This is a genomic window from Anabaena sp. FACHB-595 (assembly GCF_048568275.1).
In the GTDB taxonomy this organism is placed as follows: domain Bacteria; phylum Cyanobacteriota; class Cyanobacteriia; order Cyanobacteriales; family Nostocaceae; genus Trichormus.
Genome location: NZ_CP183473.1, coordinates 295,037 through 316,459, shown reverse-complemented (window position 1 = coordinate 316,459; position 21,423 = coordinate 295,037). Strand labels below are relative to the sequence as shown.

Here is a 21,423-nt window from a genome sequence, read left to right as displayed (position 1 = left end):
GGAAGCAAAGAAGAATAACTATGGACTGTTGACCAATGACTAATGACCAATTAAAAATATGCCTCGTGCTGTTGCTACTAGTAGTTTAAACCAAAGCAGACAAACAGTTGCTCCGAAATTATGGTTACTGTTGGTGGGAGTTAATGAATACCAGGATAAGCAACTACCATCCTTACGTTATTCAGCAGTTGATTGTCAGGTATTGGCAGAAGCTTTAACTAGTGCAACTAAAGAGCAATTTTCTCAAAAAGAAATTAACATTTACCATGATTTTGCTGCGGAATTACCGTTGTTAAATCATGTGCGCGCCAGTTTAAAACAAATTACTGCATCTGCTCAACCTACAGACACTATCTTATTCTACTTTTCAGGTCATGGAATGCTGCAACCAAACACGCAGCAAGCATACTTATGTTTGGCAGATACGCAAAAAGATGACTTAGAAAATACAGGTTTAGCTGTTCAAGAATTATTACAATTTTTCAGTCATAGTGGCGTTCAAAATCAGTTAGTTTGGCTTGATGCTTGTCATAGTGGCGGAATGACACTGCGCGGCTTGAATCCTACGCCCCAACTAGTCGCAGTTCTACAACAACGGGCTGCTAAAAGTCAGGGATTTTATGCTTTATTATCTTGCGATACAGACCAGCAATCATGGGAGTTTCCCGAACTAGGACATGGAGTATTTACATATTATTTAATGCGGGGTTTACGTGGTGATGCGGCTGATAATCAAGGGATAATTTCGGCTGATGGATTGTACCGTTATGTTTATCACCAAACATTACAATATATAGATAAAACCAATCAACAATTAAGGTTAATTAACCAACAGAAAAGAGGTAAAGGAGATACCGAACTTTATAGCGAATATCCCCTACAGACACCAAAGCGAATTGTCGAAGGAGTTGGGGAATTAATTATTGGCAGAATCCAGGGAAGTCTCGAATCACTTCCTGCAAGAAAAGCCTTAGCAATTGAGGGTGTTATTGGCTCACAAACAGCATTAGATTTTAGTAAGGTTTTGGGTAAAGCCGGAGCATTTGACTTAGAATATCTAACGCATTACGCAACAACAACTGCTCAAAATATCCGTGAAACTATTAAAGATTGCCTGCGTTCTCAAAATCAACTACAGCCATACACAACTGAAGCACCAATCACCGTCTTGTTATATCTGCGTGGACGACTGGAAGAAACCCCCGCAGGAGAACCATCATTAGTTTTATTCGATGATATTTGGTTAAGCCGTTCTTGGTTAAGGCAACAATTACGCCGTTCTTGTGTCACCCAACAAATTATCATTTTAGATTGTCCAGCCGGAACCCACAGTCTATCTCTGCAAGACTGGGTAGAAGATTTACAACTTAGCTCAGACACAGGACAATGTATCATTGCTGCGACTTGTCCCAAAAACAACCCAGAAATTTTTGCCCAAGCACTCATCACCACCTTAAAAGCTGCGTCTCCCCCTGTTGGTTTATCAATAGCCGCCTGGATAACCCAATTACAAATCCATCTAGCAGCACAAACACCAATTACCCCATCTCCCCCACTGCATATATGGCTATCAGGTACACAAGGCGTAATAGAAATCATCCCACCAAGCGCTAACGCAAACAACCATGAAAAATCACCAGCCTTAGATTTAAAAATTTGCCCCTATCGCGGTTTAAAAGCCTTTAGCGAAGAAGATACGCAATATTTCTACGGTAGAGAATCCTTAACTCAACAGTTAATTTCCCAACTAGCCCACAAATCATTCTTAGCTGTCGTCGGTGCATCCGGTAGCGGTAAATCTTCCGTCGTCCAAGCAGGGTTAATTGCTCAACTCCGTCCCGGTAAACAACTACCTGGTAGTGATTCCTGGCTAATTAAAAGCATCCGCCCAGGCGCACGTCCCCTAGAAGCTTTGGCACGAAGCTTGGGAGTGGGGGAAGTGGGGGAGCAAACAATTCAAAATTCAAAATTCAAAATTCAAAAAAAAGAGTGGGGAGCAGGGGAGCAGCACTCGCCGGGAGAAAAAATTGACCCAACTCCTCACCTCCACCTAGAAGCCATGCTCTACCAAGGTGTAGAAGGCTTTGTCTACTGGCTGCGTAGCCGACCAGAACCGATGGTGGTGTTGGTGGTTGACCAATTTGAAGAATTATTCACCCTTGCACCCAGTGAAGATAGACAGCGATTTTTAGAACTGCTACTGGGGGCAGTGGAATATGCCTCTGATAAGTTTAAAGTAGTGATAACTGTGCGAGCCGATTTTATTAGCCCTTGCTTGGAAGTACCAGCACTAGCTAGCTTATTGCAGCAATCCAGTATATTAGTTCCCCCCAACTTGAGTGATGACGACTACCGCCGTGTCATCGTCAACCCAGCCGAACAAGTGGGTTTAAAAGTAGAACCGGGATTAGTAGAAGTTCTTTTACAGGAGTTAAACCACTCTGCCGGCGATTTACCCCTGTTAGAGTTTGTCTTAGAACAATTGTGGGAACACCGCCAAGCTGGTGAGTTAACGCTGACAGCCTATCAACAGCAAATCGGTGGTATCAAAGGCGCTTTAGAACGCAAAGCCCAGGAAGTTTATGAAAGCTTAGACTCACAAGCCCAAGAATGCGCCCGATGGATTTTTCTCTCACTCACACAGTTAGGTGAAGGAACAGAAGACACCAGACGTAGAGTATTGAAATCTGAGTTAGTAGTGAAAAAATATGCTGATGACTTAATTGACAGAACCCTCTTAGCGTTAACGGCTGCGAAGTTGGTAGTAATAAATTCAGAAGAAGAAAGCAAGGTAGACGCAGGACAAAGTAGAACTTCCCCGTCTCTCCCCACTCCCCATTACCCCTTATCCCTAGAGGGAACCCCACCTTCCCCAATCACAATAGAAGTCGCCCACGAAATCCTTATCCGCCACTGGTCAACCTTGCGCTGGTGGTTGGAGGAAAATCGTAGTAGACTGCGATCGCAGCGTCAAATTGAACAAGCTGCCGCACTGTGGAAACACCATCAAGCCCAACCTGATTTTTTATTACAAGGTATTCGCCTAGCGGAAGCCGAAGAAATTTACATCAAATACACCGATGAATTATCTCAAGATGTCCAAAACTTCATCGCCGCTTGTTTAGCCGCCAGACAACAACAACAGCGAGAACAAAAAAAGCGACTCCGCCAAGCCCAAAGGGCTGTAGTCATCATCAGTGTTTTAGCCATCGCCGCTACTGGTTTCGGTGGTTTCGCCTATTTTCAAAAACGCTCCGCCCAGTTGCGCGAAATAACCGCTTTAAATGCTTCATCAGAGGCGCTGCTATTATCCAATCAGCAGCTAGAAGCTATCATCGCTAGCGTGAAAGCGGGAAAAGAACTAAAACAAGTTTTTGCGCCAGAAAGAGATATACAAATAGCAACAGTTGCCACTTTTCAACAAGCTATTGCTAACACTCAAGAAATTAACCGCTTGCAAGGTCACGCTCAACAAGTCAACGCCGTGAGTTTTAGTCCAGACGGCAAAGTTTTAGCATCCGCTAGTGACGACAGGACAGTAAAACTCTGGGATATACATGGTCAATTAATCACGACTATCACAGCATCTCAGAAAAGAGTAACAGCGATCGCCTTTAGCCATAACGGAAAATATCTTGCTACTGCTAACGCCGATTATACCATTAAACTTTATGCCCTTGATACTTCATGTTTAATTGTAAATAACCTACAAAAATGTATACAATTAATCAAAACTTTCCCCGGACACACAGATATTGTTACCGATGTAGTCTTCAGTCCAGATAGTAAGACCATAGTTTCTAGTAGCTTAGACAAAACTATAAAATTATGGCGTATTGATGGCAGCATCATCAATACATGGAATGCTCATAATGGCTGGGTAAACTCTATCAGCTTTAGCCCTGATGGTAAAATGATAGCCTCCGGTGGCGAAGATAATTTAGTTAAACTTTGGCAAGCAACAAACGGTCATTTAATTAAAACTCTGACAGGACATAAAGAACGTATTACCAGTGTTAAATTTAGTCCTGATGGTAAAATTCTTGCTTCAGCCAGTGGCGATAAAACTATCAAATTCTGGAACACAGACGGTAAGTTTTTAAAAACGATAGCAGCACACAATCAACAAGTTAACAGCATAAACTTTAGTTCTGATAGTAAAACTCTAGTTTCGGCTGGTGCTGATAGCACTATGAAAGTTTGGAAAATAGACGGTACACTAATTAAAACAATTTCCGGACGTGGCGAACAAATCAGAGATGTGACATTTAGCCCTGATAATAAAGTTATAGCCTCAGCTAGTAGTGATAAAACCGTGAGAATCCGGCAATTGAATTATCAGAAATCACAAAAATCTAATGTTAATAGTGTTAGCTTTAATCCTGATGGGAAAACATTCGCCTCGGCGGGTTGGGATGGCAATATAACAATTTGGCAGAGAGAAACATTAGCTCATTCATCACTGTCTACAATTCAAAAAAATCAAAATATTATTACTACCGTTAGTTATAGTCCTGATGGTAAAACTATAGCCACAGCTAGCGCTGATAACACTATTAAACTTTGGGATAGTCAAACTCAGCAGTTAATTAAAACATTAACTGGTCACAAAGATAGAATTACAACCCTTAGTTTCCATCCCGATAATCAAACAATTGCCTCTGGAAGTGCTGATAAAACTATTAAAATATGGCGAGTAAATGACGGTCAATTATTACGCACCCTCACAGGACATAATGACGAAGTGACAAGCGTCAATTTTAGTCCTGATGGTCAATTCCTCGCATCAGGTAGCACTGATAATACAGTGAAAATTTGGCAGACAGACGGCAGATTAATCAAAAATATCACAGGTCACGGTTTAGCGATCGCCTCAGTAAAATTTAGCCCAGATAGCCACACCCTCGCCTCTGCCAGTTGGGATAATACCATCAAACTGTGGCAAGTAACAGACGGAAAACTCATCAATAACCTAAACGGACACATCGACGGCGTAACTAGCCTCAGCTTCAGTCCCGACGGTGAAATTTTAGCCTCCGGTAGTGCAGACAACACCATCAAACTGTGGAATCTTCCCAACGCCACATTACTCAAAACCCTCTTAGGACATCCCGGTAAAATCAACACCCTTGCTTTCAGTCCCGACGGTAAAACGTTGCTAAGTGGCGGTGAAGACGCAGGGGTAATGGTGTGGAATCTAGATTTAGATGACTTAATGCAGCAAGGATGCGATCGCATCACCGATTATCTCCAGCATAATAGCAATGTGAGTGCAGGCGATCACCCTATATGTCAGAATTAATTTGGAATCATGTCAACAATTTTTTGATGGTGAGTAATGGCGCGATCGCTTCGAGTAGCACCAGAGTATATTAATAAAGTAAAGTCAGCACTTCAGCGTCATGGCTATCCCCGCCAGCAGTCATTAGCTACTGACTCAGGACTTGGCTTATTCACAGTCAAAAGCTTTCTGAGTGGTAGACCAATTGACTATCTGAATTTTCTAGAACTCTGCACTAAATTGGTTTTAGACTGGCAAGAAATAGCATATAAAGAACTAGAAACTCAGCCAACAGGAGAAGCGTCACCCTTCATCACTGGCGCACCCATTACCCAACCGCGTTACTTTTTCGGACGGGAGAAAGAATTAAAACGCCTGTTTAACCTACTCAAATGCCAACCACTAATATTACAAATTCTGTGTCGAGAAAGATTATTTACTCTAGAAGAAGGCGAAAATGATGATAACTGGTGTGAGGAAAGTTTACGACAGATGAAACCGTTTGCTGATTTATTTATTAGATTAGAAAAAATAGACTCACTATGAAAGCGCATCGAGTTGAAACAACATTAACCGAAGACGGAATCTTAGTGCTGACAAATTTACCATTTCAGGCAGGCGAAGCCGTAGAAATCATTATCTTAGAACCATAAGTCATCTAATTGATAATCCGTACATTGTTGGCATACCGCTAAACGAGCGACTGGAAATCTTCTCTGGACGTTAATTGAGTTTATTTAGTGACTTCCAGATAAAAAAATATCAAAAATGTAGGGTGGGCATTGCCCTCCAAAACCCGCTATCAAGAGTAACGAAATACGGATTAAGGTATTCTTGACAGCATCATGATAAATATATCTTGTAGGTATGTTCGAGTATATTCATGGTAATAATTCTTGCTTATTCAAATTAGCTAAAGCATTTTCGGCTGCTGCTTTCTCAGCATCTTTTTTATTTTTACCTATACCTTCACCATATTCTTTTTCTCCTACTAAAACCGTAGCCTTAAACTCTGGGGCATGAGAAAAACCACCTATTTGTTCTGTTAAGTATTTGGGAGGAGTTGGGCCGATGTTTCGTTGTACCCATTCCTGAAACCGATTTTTTGAGTCTACATTAGAGCGAACAACTACAATTTGTTCGGGTACAGATTCAAATAAAGGTTCTATAATTGCGCGTACAGCTTCAATATTGGAATTATTATCTAGATAATAAGCACCAATCACCGCTTCAAAGGTGCTGCTAAGTAAATTAGGATTTTGATAACCGCCATCTCGAATAGCACCTTTCCCCAGGCGCATTTTAAAATCTAAACCTACCTCAATAGCAAATTTTGCTAGTTGCTTTTCGTCTACCAACGCCGAACGCCGTCGCGTTAATTCATCTTCTCCCCTGTCAGGGTGACTGCGATAGAGATACTCACCACTTAAAAAATTCAATATCGCATCACCAAGAAATTCTAAGCGTTCATTATGTTCGCCTTCTTCTGGATTTTCATTTACATAAGAACGATGGGTAAGGGCGCGGCGTAAAAGTTTATCATCACGAAACATTAAAAGTTTGTACATCTTTATCTTTATATTATTGCCGAGAAGGTGGAAATATTTTATTTAAATCCAGAGACAAATCGGGGAAACATGGTAGGGATATCACCTGATTAGGTAAGACAATTCTCTTATTAAGATATCCGTGTTTTCCTTGGCTGTCTTGATAAGGTTGGCTGTAAGATTCCAAATAATTATCAAATAAATTGAATATCCAATAATCCGCAATACCTGCTTTAGCATAGAGAGATATTTTAATATCTTGGTCATAACTCAAAGAAGAATCAGCAACTTCTATCACTAGCAACACATCATCAGGGCTAGGGTGAGCAGATAGATAATTGTCATCTCGGTTTTTAACAATGGCAAAATCCGGTTCTGGTTCGCTGTTAGGCGGTAAAGTAATCGGGGCTTGGGACTGTAAAGTAGCCCTATCACCGACTAACTTAGGTAGTTCTCGTAATAACTTGCGTAAGCAAGTCTCATGGGCTTTACCCTTGGATACCATTTGTATCAGCTCCCCGTTAATTAACTCAATGTGGTCATCTTCGTGGAAAAAGCCCAATTCCGTGAGTTTTTGGTACTCATCGAGGGTGAAGCGTTTAGCTTGAGCGATACTCATAGATTTTTCTCCCAAGGGTAATACAAAGCCTTTATCCTCATCACCCTTATTCTAAATGTGCCAGAAATTGATATGCTAAAAGCCGAGACTAGCTATTTTGCAAACCAATGCCTGCGCCTACTATTAATCCCACAATTACTGCTTTTCCCTTGACAGCCGTAGTCGGTCAAGAAGCCATCAAACTAGCGTTGCTGTTAGCAGCAGTCGATCCTGGTTTGGGGGGAGTAGCGATCGCAGGTCGTCGTGGTACGGCAAAATCTGTAATGGCTCGTGCTATCCACGCCCTACTCCCACCCATCGAAGTTGTTAAAGGCTCATTGAGCAATTGCGACCCCAACCACCCAGAAGAATGGGATGATTATCTATTGGCGGAGTACGCTGACAAGAATATTCAAGATGTCCCCACGGAAATTATCCCCTCGCCTTTTGTGCAGATTCCCCTTGGTGTGACAGAAGACCGACTCCTGGGTTCTGTGGATGTGGAACAGTCGGTCAAGCAAGGAGACACCATATTTCAGCCAGGTTTACTCGCCACAGCTAACCGGGGTGTGCTGTATGTGGATGAAATCAATTTATTAGATGACCAAATATCCAACCAACTATTAACAGTCCTCTCGGAAGGTCGTAACCAAATTGAGCGCGAGGGGATTAGTTTTCAGCATCCTTGCAAATCGCTATTTATCGCCACCTACAACCCCGAAGAAGGCGCATTACGGGAACACTTATTAGATAGAATTGCGATCGCTCTTTCGGCTGACGGTGTTCTCGGACTAGACCAAAGAGTAGAAGCAGTAGAACAAGCGATCGCCTATTCCAAATCCCCCCAAGATTTTCTCCAGCAATACAACGAAGATTTAGACTCACTCAAAACCCAAATTATCTTGGCGCGGGAATGGTTGAAGGAAGTCACCATCACTCAAGAACAAATAACCTACTTAGTAGACGAAGCCATTCGCGGCGTTGTCCAAGGTCATCGTGCTGAGTTATTTGCTGTGCGGGTTGCCAAAGCGGCGGCGGCTTTAGAAGGGCGGACAACCGTCAACGCTGAAGATTTGCGGCGAGCGGTGGAGTTGGTAATTGTACCACGAGCAACAGTTATCCAGACACCACCACCAGACCAGCCACCGCCACCACCCCCGCCACCACCACCACAAAGTCAGGACGAGTCAGAGGAAGAACAAGAAGAAGAACAGGAAAACAACGAAGATAAACCAGAGGAACAAGAACAGCAAGAACCCCCTGATATTCCCGAAGAATTTATCTTCGACCCAGAAGGGGTAATTCTGGATAACAGCGTCCTGTATTTTGCTCAGATGGCACAACGCCAAGGTAAATCTGGTAGTCGGAGTATCATCTTTTCCGACGACCGGGGGCGCTATATTAAGCCTATGTTGCCTAAGGGGAAAGTGCGACGCATTGCTGTAGATGCCACCCTCAGGGCAGCTGCACCCTATCAAAAAGCACGACGAGAAAGACAGCCTGATAAAAAAGTTATTGTTGAGCAAGGTGACATTCGCTCAAAACGCTTGGTACGCAAAGCCGGGGCGTTGGTTGTTTTTGTGGTAGATGCTTCTGGCTCAATGGCCTTAAATCGGATGCAGTCCGCGAAAGGTGCGGTGATGCAACTACTCACCGAAGCTTATCAAAACCGTGACCAAGTAGCTTTGATTCCCTTCCGGGGAGAACAAGCAGAGGTATTACTACCACCAACTCGTTCTATTGCCTTAGCACGGAACCGACTGGAAAGATTACCCTGTGGTGGTGGTTCGCCCCTAGCTCATGGCTTAACCCAAGCTGTACGCGTCGGTGTCAATGCCCAAATGGGTGGAGATATTGGGCAAGTTGTCATTGTAGCTATCACCGACGGCCGGGGTAATATTCCTCTATCACGTTCTTTGGGTGAACCACAAGAATCCGGAGAAAAACCAGATATCAAAGCGGAACTATTAGACATCGCCGCCAGAATCCGGGCTTTGGGGATGCAGTTACTAGTTATCGATACCGAAAGTAAATTTGTCTCTACCGGCTTTGCTAAAGAATTAGCGAAAACCTCAGGAGGCAAATATTATCATCTACCTAAAGCCACCGATAAAGCCATTGCTGCTATGACTAAAGGGGCGATCGCTGATTTAAAATCTCGGTAGATAGTGACTGGTCAATAGTCATTAGTCGTGAGTCAATAAACTCTGGACTATGGGCTTTTGACTATGAACCAGTAGGCATTACTTGTGGTTGTAAATAACAAATTAAATCTTGAATACCCTTTTGCAAATACCTCGTTACCGTCATAGGACTAGTACCGATGTTTTTAGCAGCATCTTTGCGAGAAAGTTCTTTCAAGAAGACCATTTCCACGGCTTGGCGGGGCTTTTCCTCTAGCATACTAATTGCCCCTTGCAGTTGTTGCCGTTCTTCATCCTGTTGTTGTTGGGCAATTGTTCGAGGACAAGGAAGGGCTTCACCTAAGGTAATTTGGCAATCTACATAGTGTACTGCCGTAGCATCTAAACTTAAAGGCATCCGATTTTGGGCAGCCAACTTAGTTTCTTGCCATTCTTGCACAGATACCTTGAGGTACTTGGCAATTTCAGCATCCTTGGGCGGACGACCTAGAGATATTGATAATTCTTTACGGACTTTTTGTCCTTCGTTATATAATTCTTGCCAACGACGAGGAATTTTTAATAGCGTACTGCGATCGCGGAGAAAATGCAGCATTTCACCTCTAATATATGGCACAGCAAAGGAACTAAAAGCATACCCTTGACTGGGATCAAAACGTTCTATAGCTCTGATTAAACCAAAATAACCAATTTGTTCCAAATCTTCATAAGGTTCATTACATTGATGGCTAAATTTATGAGCCATTTTTCTTACTAAGCCGGTGTGTAATTGAACCAGTCTGTTACGAAGTTTAATAGAAGGATTATGGTGGTATGAGCGCAATAACTCCATACCATCAGTTTGCATAGAGGACTCACTTGCTGCCATATAAAAATTCCCTTGTGGTAACTCCTTTTTTCACCAAATTGGAGTTGCGTAATATGTTCTTCAAAGCTGTCATTATTTTCCTTAGTAGCGCCTGAATAAACCATCGTCGTTTCACTGAACTTACCAGGGGGCTGACTCTGCCGTTCAGTGTTTGTACGCATGATTTATAAGTTATCTCTGTTATAAGTATTTTTATTTATTCAATGAAAAATATTCTCTGTATAATATTTATTCCTGATAACAAACTCAGTTATTTCTGCTGGGAAATACATACATAAACTAAAACCCCAGTTTGTTAAAAAAAACTGGGGTTGTTTAAACGGAAAGTTTACGAGAAAAAGTTAGGTTAAAAAACCGGACTTGCATCCCGTTAGGCTAACGCCCCTTGTGGGTGGCTGTCTTTAATTTTGTAGCGCTTGCGCTTCCCGTAGGGTATTTTGAATTGATTCATGCAGCTATAGTAATACTGCTACTAATGATTGTCGGTTTATTAGACAAAAAACCTATTTGAATTTTGGCTGTGCTGCCAATGCCATCTTCATCAAAAAACAGTTGACCTGTAATATTGTTGTAAATGAAGCGATCGCTTGCTGTTGTCGCATGACTACCGAGGCGGAAGAGTGCAGGATCAAGTGTACCTAAAGCTTGGCTGAGTCCAAATTCTGCCCTGGGAATCAAGATTGTGTCTTGCCCGACTTTAAAATCAGTGATTATATCAAACTCTCCAGTTCTAGTATCACTTAAATAGAAGCGATCGCGGCCGTTACCGCCAATTAATAAGTCATTTCCCTTACCACCAACTAACAGATCATCTCCATTACCACCGATTAAGGTATCATTGTCGTCACCACCATACAGGGTGTCGTTACCGTTACCACCTAGTAAGATATCTTTGCCTCTGTCACCATATAGGGTATCGTTACCGTTACCACCTATTAATAAATCGTTACCACCCAAACCCCGGATGAGATCATTCCTATTAGTACCTGTGAGAATATCGTTATCTGGAGTACCAATAATGCCGCCACTAGCATTGATAGTCAGACTCACAGTTGCTGTTGCTGTGCCACCTTTACCATCACTGATACTATAAGTGAAACTGTCATTGCCAAGGTAGCCAGTATTGGGAGTGTAGGTAATAAAGTCATCAGCAAAGTTACCTGGTGTACCATTGTCATTGACAACAGCAACACCGTTGACAGGGTTAGATACCAAACTCAGTTGTAAAGAATCACCATTCACATCACTGTCATTAGTTAGGACGTTAATGTTGACAGCAGTGTTTTCATTGGTCGTGGCTATATCATTCACAGCTATGGGTGCAGTGTTTAAATTCAGCCCTACAATCACTGGGTCATGGTCTGAGGAACGGAAAGCATCAGGACTGTATAAGCTGGTTTGTTGTCCTACTGACTTGAAGTTGGTGTTGTAGTCGAGAACATTGGGTTCATCAGCATTAATATGCCACTTGACAGCAGTACTTACTTGTGAAGCCAGTGAGGCATTAGCTAAAGCATGGTCTAAAGCACCCCATTGACCATCAAAAACATAGGAATAGGTGGTATTTGGCAACAGGTTGTTATATCCGGCATTTTCCAAAGCCCTGATTGGGTCTTCCTGGGCGTAGGCGTTGAGGTCGCCGAGAATGAGGTAATCTGTGTCAGTAGTCCCTGTGGGATTTGTCGCTAACCATGCTGCCAAATCTTGGGATGCGCGAGTCCGAGTCCCATTAGATAAACCTTGACCATCACCAGCGTCAGCATCACCAGGATTTCCAGAACTTGAACCCTTAGATTTAAAGTGATTGATGACGGCTGTGAACTGTTCACCTGTGGAGTTTTGTCGGAAAGTTTGGGCTAGGGGTTTACGGTTATTGTTATCAAACGCACCTTGACCAAAGCCATCGGCGACCGTGGCGGCTACACCCACAGGAGTGACACTATTAGGTTTATAGATAAAACCAACGGCGATCGCATCCGTACCGAGTTGAGACAGTCCTGGATTAATAAACGCATAAGTACCCGCACCGGCAACAGCATTGAGTCCATTAATTAAATCTTGAATGGCACTATTAGCACCGTAACCATCATTTTCGATTTCAATCAGACCTACAACATCGGCATTTAACCCCAGAATAGCCGCAATTGTCTTTTCACGCTGGCGGTTGAACTCAGTCAGGTTTTCTGCACCCCTTTGTTCAGGACTGGTGAAGCCGCTACCAGTACCATCACCGTTGAAGTAATTCAGAACGTTAAAGCTGGCAACCTTGAGTGTACCGCCTACATCTGGTGTGGTTGCTGGACGAGGATTGGCTGGTGTAAAGTCTACGCCAGTTGAGGTTTGAACGCGGTATCCTTCAAAGCGTTGGTCTAAAACGCCGGTGATACTAGCAACGGTATCACCACCCCGTAAGGTGTTGGTAGCACTTAAGGGTTCACCACCACGACCAAAGATAATGGTTGCAGGGTTTTGTGTGCTGCTACCGTCATCTAAGATAATCCGTCGTTTGGCAATCTCATCTAAATAAGCAGCGTAGCCAGCAACACTGGGGTCATTAAATTGGGTGTATTGTTCCAGCCTGCCATCCGTACCTGGTTGGTTACTAGTACCAGTTGCGGAGAGAACTACCTGACCGAAGCGACCGAGTTGAAAATGTTCGGTAACAGTTAAATCCCCATTACCAGCACTGATATTTACCCGCATCCCTTCGTAGCGTTCCAAATCTGCGACAGTCGTCACAGGTAACTGGATATTACTCATTTTCGGTAGTATGTCTGCACCCAAGTTGATGATGCTGCTGACGCTAGAAAGTTGGGTAAGGCTGCTGACACCGTTGTTAGTGCTAAATTCGCTCACACTGCCAGTCACCCGGACTTTATCACCGACGCTACCAGAGAACTGGCCGGTGGGGTCGAAAACAAAGATACCTTCAGAAGTTGTAGAGTCATTATCGGTATCTGCATCTTCTTCTTGGACGAAAAAGCCATTCAAACCTGAACCACCAGGGAATGCAGCAACCACAACACCTTCAATTGTGCGAATGCCACCAAAAGCAGAGTTAAAGGCTGTACCACTACCTTGAATTTGGTGAATTTTGGTAATGGTGAGGGCAACATCATTATCGGTAATTGTGGCAGTGACTGAGCCAATGTTAATACCGTTGTAGTTGCTATCAGTGCTGGTAACACTGTGGTTAATAATACTAGTGTGTGTGCCTTCTACTAGGTCATCATTAACTGCGGTTATCGTTACAGTTTGGGGCGTATTCCAGTTAGCAGGGGTAAAGGTGAGAGTATTGACACTAGTAGTAGTTTGAGAATCAGGGTTAATGGTGACAGTAACGTTGGCTGTGGGCTGGGTATTTAGGACGATGGTGTAGGTATCCGTTGCCCCACCTTCAGTAACGTTGGTGCTACTACCAGACTCAATTAAGGTGATGCTAGGTAATGGGGCAGTGGAAACTTTTACATCATCAATACTCAAACCATGATCAGTACCTGGATGGTCAATATCGACCCAACGTAACCAAATTTCTTCACCAGGATTGAGAGATAAACCGCTAATTGTGCCGGAGATTAGATTGCGGTTGGCACTTGCATTACCATTGAGTGCGCCAGCAGTCGTATTGTTGATCAGACTAGTAAAATCTAGATTGTTGACATCTACCCAAGTACCACCAGTTAAGCTTGTTGCACCGGTTTGATATTGGAAATCAACGGTTTGAGGATTAGAAGTAGTACCACCACTACGCCATTGTTCACCGTAATAGTTAACATACAGCTGATTAACTACATTACCTGTGTCGTTAAAAAACCTGCTACCCCAATAAAATGTACCTGCGGCTGCGTTACCTGAACCGATAGAACCTAAAGCACGGTCTGAACTATCCAAACCGAAGCTGTAGAGATTACCTGCGGTGTTGCTTCCTGTTGAGGCGACAATGGTTGTGCCGGTTCCGGTTCTAGCAGTATACCAACCAGCGATTGTAGAGCTATCAGTCCAGGTTTCTGAACCCGAACTAATCAGACTATTAAACTCTTGAGAGTAGGGAGTATTGAGGGAAATTGCCCCGGCTGGTAGAGTGAGGATTGGAGAACCAAGGGTTATGACTTCACTACGGAATTTTTGCAAGTTATCTTGAGCTAAGTCTTTGGAAATTGTGCCGTTGTTGTACCAAACGGTATCACCGTTATCTACCAGCAATTGAATCTGGGTATTGTTGGTGAGGGAATCTGGCACTTCCACAATGGATTCAAAACTGCCGTTAGTATTCAATGCTGTTAAATCAGAAATACGTAATACAGGCGCATCAGTAGCATTACCAGTCCAAGTGTAGAGACGGAAATCATTGGGGGCTATTCCTGTAGAACCACCAGGGGGGCCAGCAATAATTAAGTATTGATTACTAGAGTTACGCTCAATACTGCGGACACCACGACCACCTAAGTCTAAGAAGATGGGCGCACCAAAGCTAGCAGCACCAGATGTGCCGCCTGTGGTATTCAGGATATTGGTAAAATTAGTGACAGGAATAATTAGGGCATTAGTGCGATCGCTTGTTGGTTGATTGGGCGCACGAAAGGAAACATAAGCAGTATTGCCATCGGGTGCAACTGTCAAGCCTTCAATGTTGAAACCGTTGCGAATTTCAGGCGATACACCATTTGCAGCACTCTCAGCCAGCCCTAAAAAGCCAGCACCCAAACCGTGACCGTTGTTATTATCCCAAGCAATTAAATCATCTTCGAGGAATTGATAGTAACCTTGGAATGTCAGGGTAGCACTTGCCCCTGTACCAGAAATCTGGGTGGCAAAAATCCGTTCCCGGTTGGGTGAATCGTTACCATTACTGTTGTTGCTGTGGGAACCTGACCAGTAAATTGTGTTACCAATGCGGGTAGAGGCTTCGATATCTACTTCACTGGAACCGGATAAGCCCAGTAATGAGGTAAAGTCAAAGCTGGCTAGTGGTAAACCAGAATTACGGCGATCGTACAGCCGAATTGTTTGGTCTTCGTCGTCGGCAACGAACATATAATTAGCATCAATAGCGATCGCACTAGAAGCGTCACTTGTCCCTGTCAGGAAACGGGTATCGGGACTAACGGATCCGGCTGAGGCGGCGTAGTTAATGATGTAGGAACTGCTGAGTGTACCGTCACTCACGGTAAGAGTAATATTTGCTAAACCAACACCAGCAGGATTAATTTTTAGATTACGTTCTGCACCAGTACCAGTTAAGGTCAGGTTGGCATCAGGGACAACCGCCTGATTGCTGCTGGTGACTGTGATTGTCAGGTTTTCAACTGGGGTGTCAGTATCACTCAAGGTGAAGTTAATACCCAATGTCCTTGCTGGGTCGGTAGGATCATTAATGACACCACTAATAGCACCAGCACCAATTTGGGGTAAGGGAACAGGTAGGTTTTGCCCATCCAGGAAGTCCGTTGTACTGGGATTAACTGTAATTTTCGGCGCGCCCACAGTGGATACGGGGTTAGGAATGTAAGTCCCTGGGTTACCCACATCATTACCTGTAGACAAGCGGGAATTCTGACCATCATTGATGGCAGAAAGCTGCCAGTTGGTAGTAATCTCGAAAGCATCAAGATTCGCTGCTGTCGTCCAACCACTAGCGTTTTGGGTGCGAATAGTCCCGGTGAATACTTCATCGTTGTAGGCGAGGCGGTCTATTAGCTGGCCGGTGCTGTCATACAGGTTAATTTCATCAGCGCGTCCCAAACCTTGGTTAGAGTTACCGATAATTTTTACCGAGGTGGGTAGGTTCCACGCAGTACGGAATGTCTCCGCCGCAGTTTCCGTTAAAATTACCGACTCCCCAGGCTGGACGATACCAAATGCACTGAGATTGAAGGAACCAGCAATGCGAGTATTGTCATCAAAACTCCAGCCAGTAAAGTCTACTGGGGTAGTACCAAGGTTGGTAAACTCTACAAATTCGCCATTAGCACCAGTGTACATATACTCGGTGATTTGGACATTGACATTGGTGTTGGGTGGTGCGTCGTTGTCGGTAATATTTATATTGATGTTAGCGATCGCAATCCCGTTGTAATTGGTATCGCTACTACTAACATTGTGGGCGATCGTACTGGTGTGTGTACCCTCAATTACATCATCATTGACAGCAGTCACCGTTACAGTTTGGGCTATATTCCAGTTTTGGGGAGTGAAAATTAATGTGGGTGAACTGGTTGTCACCTGATTATCAACAGTGATGTTAATTGTGACATCTGCTGTAGGCTGAGTTTTCAGAACTATGGTGTAACTATCTGTCACACCACCTTCAGTTACATCTGTACTAGTACCAGATTGAGTAATGGTTATACCTGGTAGGGGTGTGTTGTTAATGTTATAAAAGCCTGGGTTGCCAATATCACCACCTGTAGAGGTGCGAGAATTCTGAGCATCATCGACAGTGGAAAGCTGCCAATCAGTATTAATAGTAACAGCACCTAAATTCCCTGGCTCAGTCCAACCACTTCTAGTCTGGGTGCGAATCGTCCCCGGAAAGGTTTCATCTCCATAGGTGAGGCGGTCTATGAGTTGACCATTGTTATTGTTATCGTACAGGTTAATTTCGTCACTCCGCCCCAGATTTCTTGTCAATCCGCCAATGACCTTGACATTAGCAGACAATCCCCAGGCTGCGCGGAAGTCTGCTTCAGTCGCTTCTGTGAGGATGACTGATTCTCCAGGCTGCACAATTCCAAAAGCACTCAAACTAACAGTACCAGCTGTGCGACCGCTATCATCGTAACTCCAGCCAGTAAAGTCTACTGCCGTAGTGCCAAGGTTGGTAAACTCCATGAATTCACCGTTAGTACCTTGGTACATATATTCGGTGATTTGGATGTTGGGTAAAGGCTGAGAAAGTGTGAATGATGATGGCCAATTAGCAATGTCGGTGATAGTGGAACTAGCTGTCCAATTTGCTGGGTTGGAGATAGCCGCTAGTAGTTCTACCTGAGTTCCCGCAGTAGCACCGCTATAGTAGCCATTTGTACCATTGGTCGTGATGGCGACTGTTGTCTTGCCAGTTTCCAATGTGCCACCGTTTGCCCCACTTGGTTCAGCAGATGTGGACGCGCTAGTTGCATTAGTCCAGTTACCAGAACTTAGCGCATAAATTAAAGTTGGACTGGCTAATGTTCCTGTATAGATAATCAGCGAGTCACCACTAGCATTGAGAGCAAAATTACTAGGGTTATTGGAGTTAAACCCTGGTGAATTACTACTACTGCCATTTGTCCAAGTGATAACTGTACCCGCAGAGATATTTTGAGGCGCGGTATAAGTGAGAATTCCTTCTCCCGTGCGGAAGCTACCACTAGATTGCCAACCGTTATCTGTAATGTTGAAGGTTGTACCAGCACCAATGTCCACAAGTACCACTAAACGGATGCTATCAGGATTAGTGGTGTTATAACCAGCGATCGCAATATCTCCAGGCTTCAATGTTGTGGCTGTCATAATTATTAATAGGTAAGTAAGATGGTAAAAATCTGCAAAACCAACCCAAAGTAGCGCCCTACGCTTGAATAGGGCTGGCTAGCTTGTGATATTTTCTTGGGCTACGAAAAATTAATTTTTAGTAATTTTGTCCGTGTAAATAGGCACTGGAACTTTACTGAAGTCAGATTAAGAGAATAATAGGAGAAGGTAAAATAATTAACTTTTTTGGAAAAACAGTATTTTAACCATTAGTTCTTGTGAACTTATTTTTTTCTTAATCTTCAAATTCCCATAATTCCTTGAATAGTCAAGTTCTCTGATTGTGATGAGTGCAGAGTTCCCCACCCCCAGCGTCTCTTGCACCATTCATGATGTGTACCTAAAAATTTGAGGATTAAAGATTGTGGTAAATGTTCAGTTAGTGGGCTTCGCTTCTCTCGCGGCTGATACCTATGCTGATGGGCCAGCTTCTGGTAATGGTATTTCCGGAAATGGTAGGACAGGCCCTTTCCCTGGACAGCCAGTGCAGGGCTTTAGTGCAGTACAATTCGCCAATAGTGGCTCATTTTACTTCTTGTCCGATAATGGCTACGGCAGTAAAGATAATAGTGCTGACTACCTACTACGTATCTATCGTTTAGACCCGAATTTTCGAGGCGTAGAGAATGGTGATGGCAGCGTTAAGATTTTAGACTACATCCAACTATCTGACCCCAATAACAAAATTCCTTTCCAGATAGTGAATGAGGCTAGTGCTGACAGATTACTAACAGGTGCAGATTTAGACATTGAGTCTTTTGTCATTGATAAAGATGGTTCTATCTGGGTAGGTGACGAATTTGGCCCTTACTTACTACATTTTGATGCTACGGGTAAATTGTTAGATGCACCCATCGCCACACCAGACCGCTTCAAGACTTTAGATGGTACAGCACCCGAAGTTATCGGACACCGGGGTGCAAGCGGCTTTCGTCCAGAACATACCCTAGAGTCCTACAAACTGGCTATTGAACAAGGTGCAGACTTTATCGAACCAGACTTGGCTGTGACAAAAGATGGTGTGTTAATTGCTCGCCATGAACCTGCTTTAGCGGTGTTGAACGCTGATGGTAGTGTTAATTTCAGCAATACAACCACGAACGTTTACCAAATTGCCAAGTTTAGCGATCGCCTAAAAACGGTAAATTTAGATGGAACTGAAATTACTGGTTGGTTTGCTGAAGATTTTACTTTAGCGGAAATCAAGGAATTACGAGCCATAGAGCGTCTACCTTTCCGTGACCAATCATTCAACGGTCAATTTACCATTCCTACCCTGGCAGAAATCATTGACCTGGTGAAACAGGTAGAAGCCGAAACTGGGAAAAAGATTGGTATTTATCCAGAAACAAAGCATCCTACTTATTTTGCTCAAGAAGCCACCTATGTAGGGACAACAGAGAAGATTAACCGCAATATCAGTCAGATTCTCATCGATACCCTCAAGGCTAATAACTTTACTGATCCTAGCCGGATTTTCATCCAGTCCTTTGAAGTTGGCAATCTCAAAGAACTGCATGATACGATCATGCCTAATGCTGGGGTCGATATTCCCCTTGTGCAACTGTTTGATGCCATTGACGTTGATATTAACGGTAGGCTCATAGAAACCAGACCCTATGACTTTATCGTTAGTGGTGACACTCGCACCTACGGCGATTTACGCACTCCAGCAGGCTTGGCGGAGATTGCTGAATATGCTGATGGTATCGGCCCCTGGAAGCGGATGATTGTTAGTGTCAGAGGTACTGATGCTAATAATGATGGACAAGCAGATGATGTCAATGGAGACGGTGCGGTCAATGATGCCGATAAGACGCTGTTACCGCCAACTACCTTAGTTCAAGATGCTCACAATGTTGGTTTACAGGTTCACCCATACACCTTCCGTGATGAAGAACGTTACCTAGCAGCGAATTATCAAGGAAATCCAGAACTAGAGTATCAGCAGTTATTTCAATTAGGCGTAGATGCTTTATTTACCGACTTTCCCATTACAGCAGATAGAGTCCGCGACCGATTGAGCCTCCCTGGAAACAACATAGTCCGTTCTCCCCAAAACCCTGATGTGCTTTCAGGAGATGCTTTCGCAAATTTGGGTGGTTCTAGAGGTTTTGAAGGTGGTGCAATTAACGCCAGCAAGACCAAGCTCTATATGCTTCTGGAAGGAACAGTCCAAGGTGATCCTGTAGGTGCATTACGGCTGAATGAATTTGACCTAGCAACCCGTAGCTACACTAATAATTTACGCTATTACAGGCTGGAAAATCCTGCTCACGCGATCGGTGAAATCACTGTCATTAATGATAACGAGTATTTAGTCATTGAACGAGATGGAGGTCAAGGCGCTTCAGCTAGATTCAAGAAGATTTACAAAATAAACCTGTCTCAAACAGACGCTAATGGCTTTGTAGCTAAACAAGAAATTGCCGATTTATTAAATATCCAAGATCCCAACGACCTGAATAGGGACGGTAAGACAACCTTCGACTTCCCCTTTGTCACAATTGAATCTGTTGTAGTTGTTGATTCAAACACTATTTTGGTCGCTAATGACAACAACTATCCATTTTCCGTTGGTCGTCCTCCAGCTATAGATAATAACGAAATTATCTTATTGAGGTTAGAGCAACCTCTAAATCTTGCACCTGGTGTAGGACAGCCACAAGCTACAGAAATTAAATTTGGCTCTCCTAGTAGTGATGAGATTACGGCGGAACCCGGTCAAATATTATTCACAGGTGATGGTGCAGATACGGTAGATTCTCCTGGGAATAACACCATTTCCACGGGCAACGGTGATGATACGGTATTTGTAGGCAGTAATGCTTCCGTCTCTACTGGCAATGGTAACGATCAAGTCTTCATTGGTGTGGATAGTCCCGCCAGCAATACTACAGCTAATGGTGGTCATGGTGACGACGAAATCACCGTGATTGAAGCAGGTGGAAGTAATAACCTTTTTGGCGCAGCAGGTAATGATACTCTGCAAGTCATTGAAGGTTCTCGTCAATTCGCCTTTGGTGGTTCTGGTAACGACACCCTCACAAGTAACGGTAGTTATAACCGTCTCAACGGTGGTTCAGGAGATGACAAATTATTCTCCAGTGTGAATGACTCTTTGTTTGGTGGTGATGGTGATGATGTGCTATTTGCGGGTCAAGCTGGTAGTAACCGCCTCACTGGTGGCGCTGGTGCTGACCAGTTCTGGATTGCTAATGGTAGTTTACCAACTAGTAAGAATACTGTGACGGACTTCGCTGTCGGTGTTGACAAAATTGGACTGGGTGGAGTTGGTGTGACACAATTTAGTGCTTTAAGTCTGGTACAGCAAGGCGCTGATACTTTGGTGAAGCTAGGCGCGACTGATTTAGTGATATTACAAGGAATTACTTCAACTAGTCTGACTGTGACTGACTTTGTGTTTGCTGTCAGTGTGGTGGGTTAGTGATGGTTCCATAAAAGATTGA

At 43.6% G+C, this 21,423-nt stretch carries 8 protein-coding genes; 4 read left to right on the top strand and 4 right to left on the bottom strand.

From position 1 onward, the window contains the following. Positions 1–58: 58 nt before the first annotated feature. Both ACN222_RS01415 and ACN222_RS01410 read left to right on the top strand, forming a co-directional pair. Positions 59–5,302 carry an eIF2A-related protein gene (locus tag ACN222_RS01415; protein WP_010994460.1) on the top strand — a complete coding sequence of 1,748 codons (5,244 nt, stop codon included), beginning with the start codon at positions 59–61 and terminating at the stop codon, positions 5,300–5,302. A 36-nt stretch (positions 5,303–5,338) separates the two neighbouring features. After that, entirely contained in the window at positions 5,339–5,827 is a 489-nt protein-coding gene (locus ACN222_RS01410; protein ID WP_010994459.1) for a hypothetical protein, read from the top strand. Positions 5,828–6,162: 335 nt separating this feature from the next. Here the strand turns inward: ACN222_RS01410 and rnc are convergent, their stop codons facing one another. Beyond that, the gene (rnc, locus tag ACN222_RS01405) at positions 6,163–6,849 is read right to left on the bottom strand and encodes a ribonuclease III (RefSeq protein ID WP_010994457.1); all 687 of its coding nucleotides are present in this window, start codon (positions 6,847–6,849) and stop codon (positions 6,163–6,165) included. Positions 6,850–6,862: 13 nt separating this feature from the next. Continuing rightward, on the bottom strand, positions 6,863–7,447 hold the full coding sequence (locus ACN222_RS01400; RefSeq protein WP_010994456.1) for a Uma2 family endonuclease: 585 nt from the start codon (positions 7,445–7,447) through the stop codon (positions 6,863–6,865). Between the two features lie 107 nt (positions 7,448–7,554). Between ACN222_RS01400 and bchD the strand changes: the two genes are divergently transcribed. Beyond that, positions 7,555–9,591, top strand: coding sequence for a magnesium chelatase ATPase subunit D (gene bchD, locus ACN222_RS01395; protein WP_010994455.1), 2,037 nt, complete (start codon positions 7,555–7,557; stop codon positions 9,589–9,591). A 61-nt stretch (positions 9,592–9,652) separates the two neighbouring features. Here bchD and ACN222_RS01390 read toward each other — a convergent pair whose 3' ends face one another. Beyond that, a complete protein-coding gene (locus ACN222_RS01390) occupies positions 9,653–10,438 on the bottom strand; it encodes an RNA polymerase sigma factor SigF (RefSeq protein WP_010994454.1) in 786 nt (261 codons plus the stop codon). A gap of 447 nt (positions 10,439–10,885) precedes the next feature. Beyond that, positions 10,886–17,932, bottom strand: coding sequence for an ExeM/NucH family extracellular endonuclease (locus ACN222_RS01385; protein WP_010994453.1), 7,047 nt, complete (start codon positions 17,930–17,932; stop codon positions 10,886–10,888). A 385-nt stretch (positions 17,933–18,317) separates the two neighbouring features. On the opposite strand from ACN222_RS01385, the gene ACN222_RS01380 reads away from it, so the two are divergent. Beyond that, a complete protein-coding gene (locus tag ACN222_RS01380) occupies positions 18,318–21,401 on the top strand; it encodes an esterase-like activity of phytase family protein (protein WP_010994452.1) in 3,084 nt (1,027 codons plus the stop codon). Positions 21,402–21,423 lie beyond the last annotated feature (22 nt).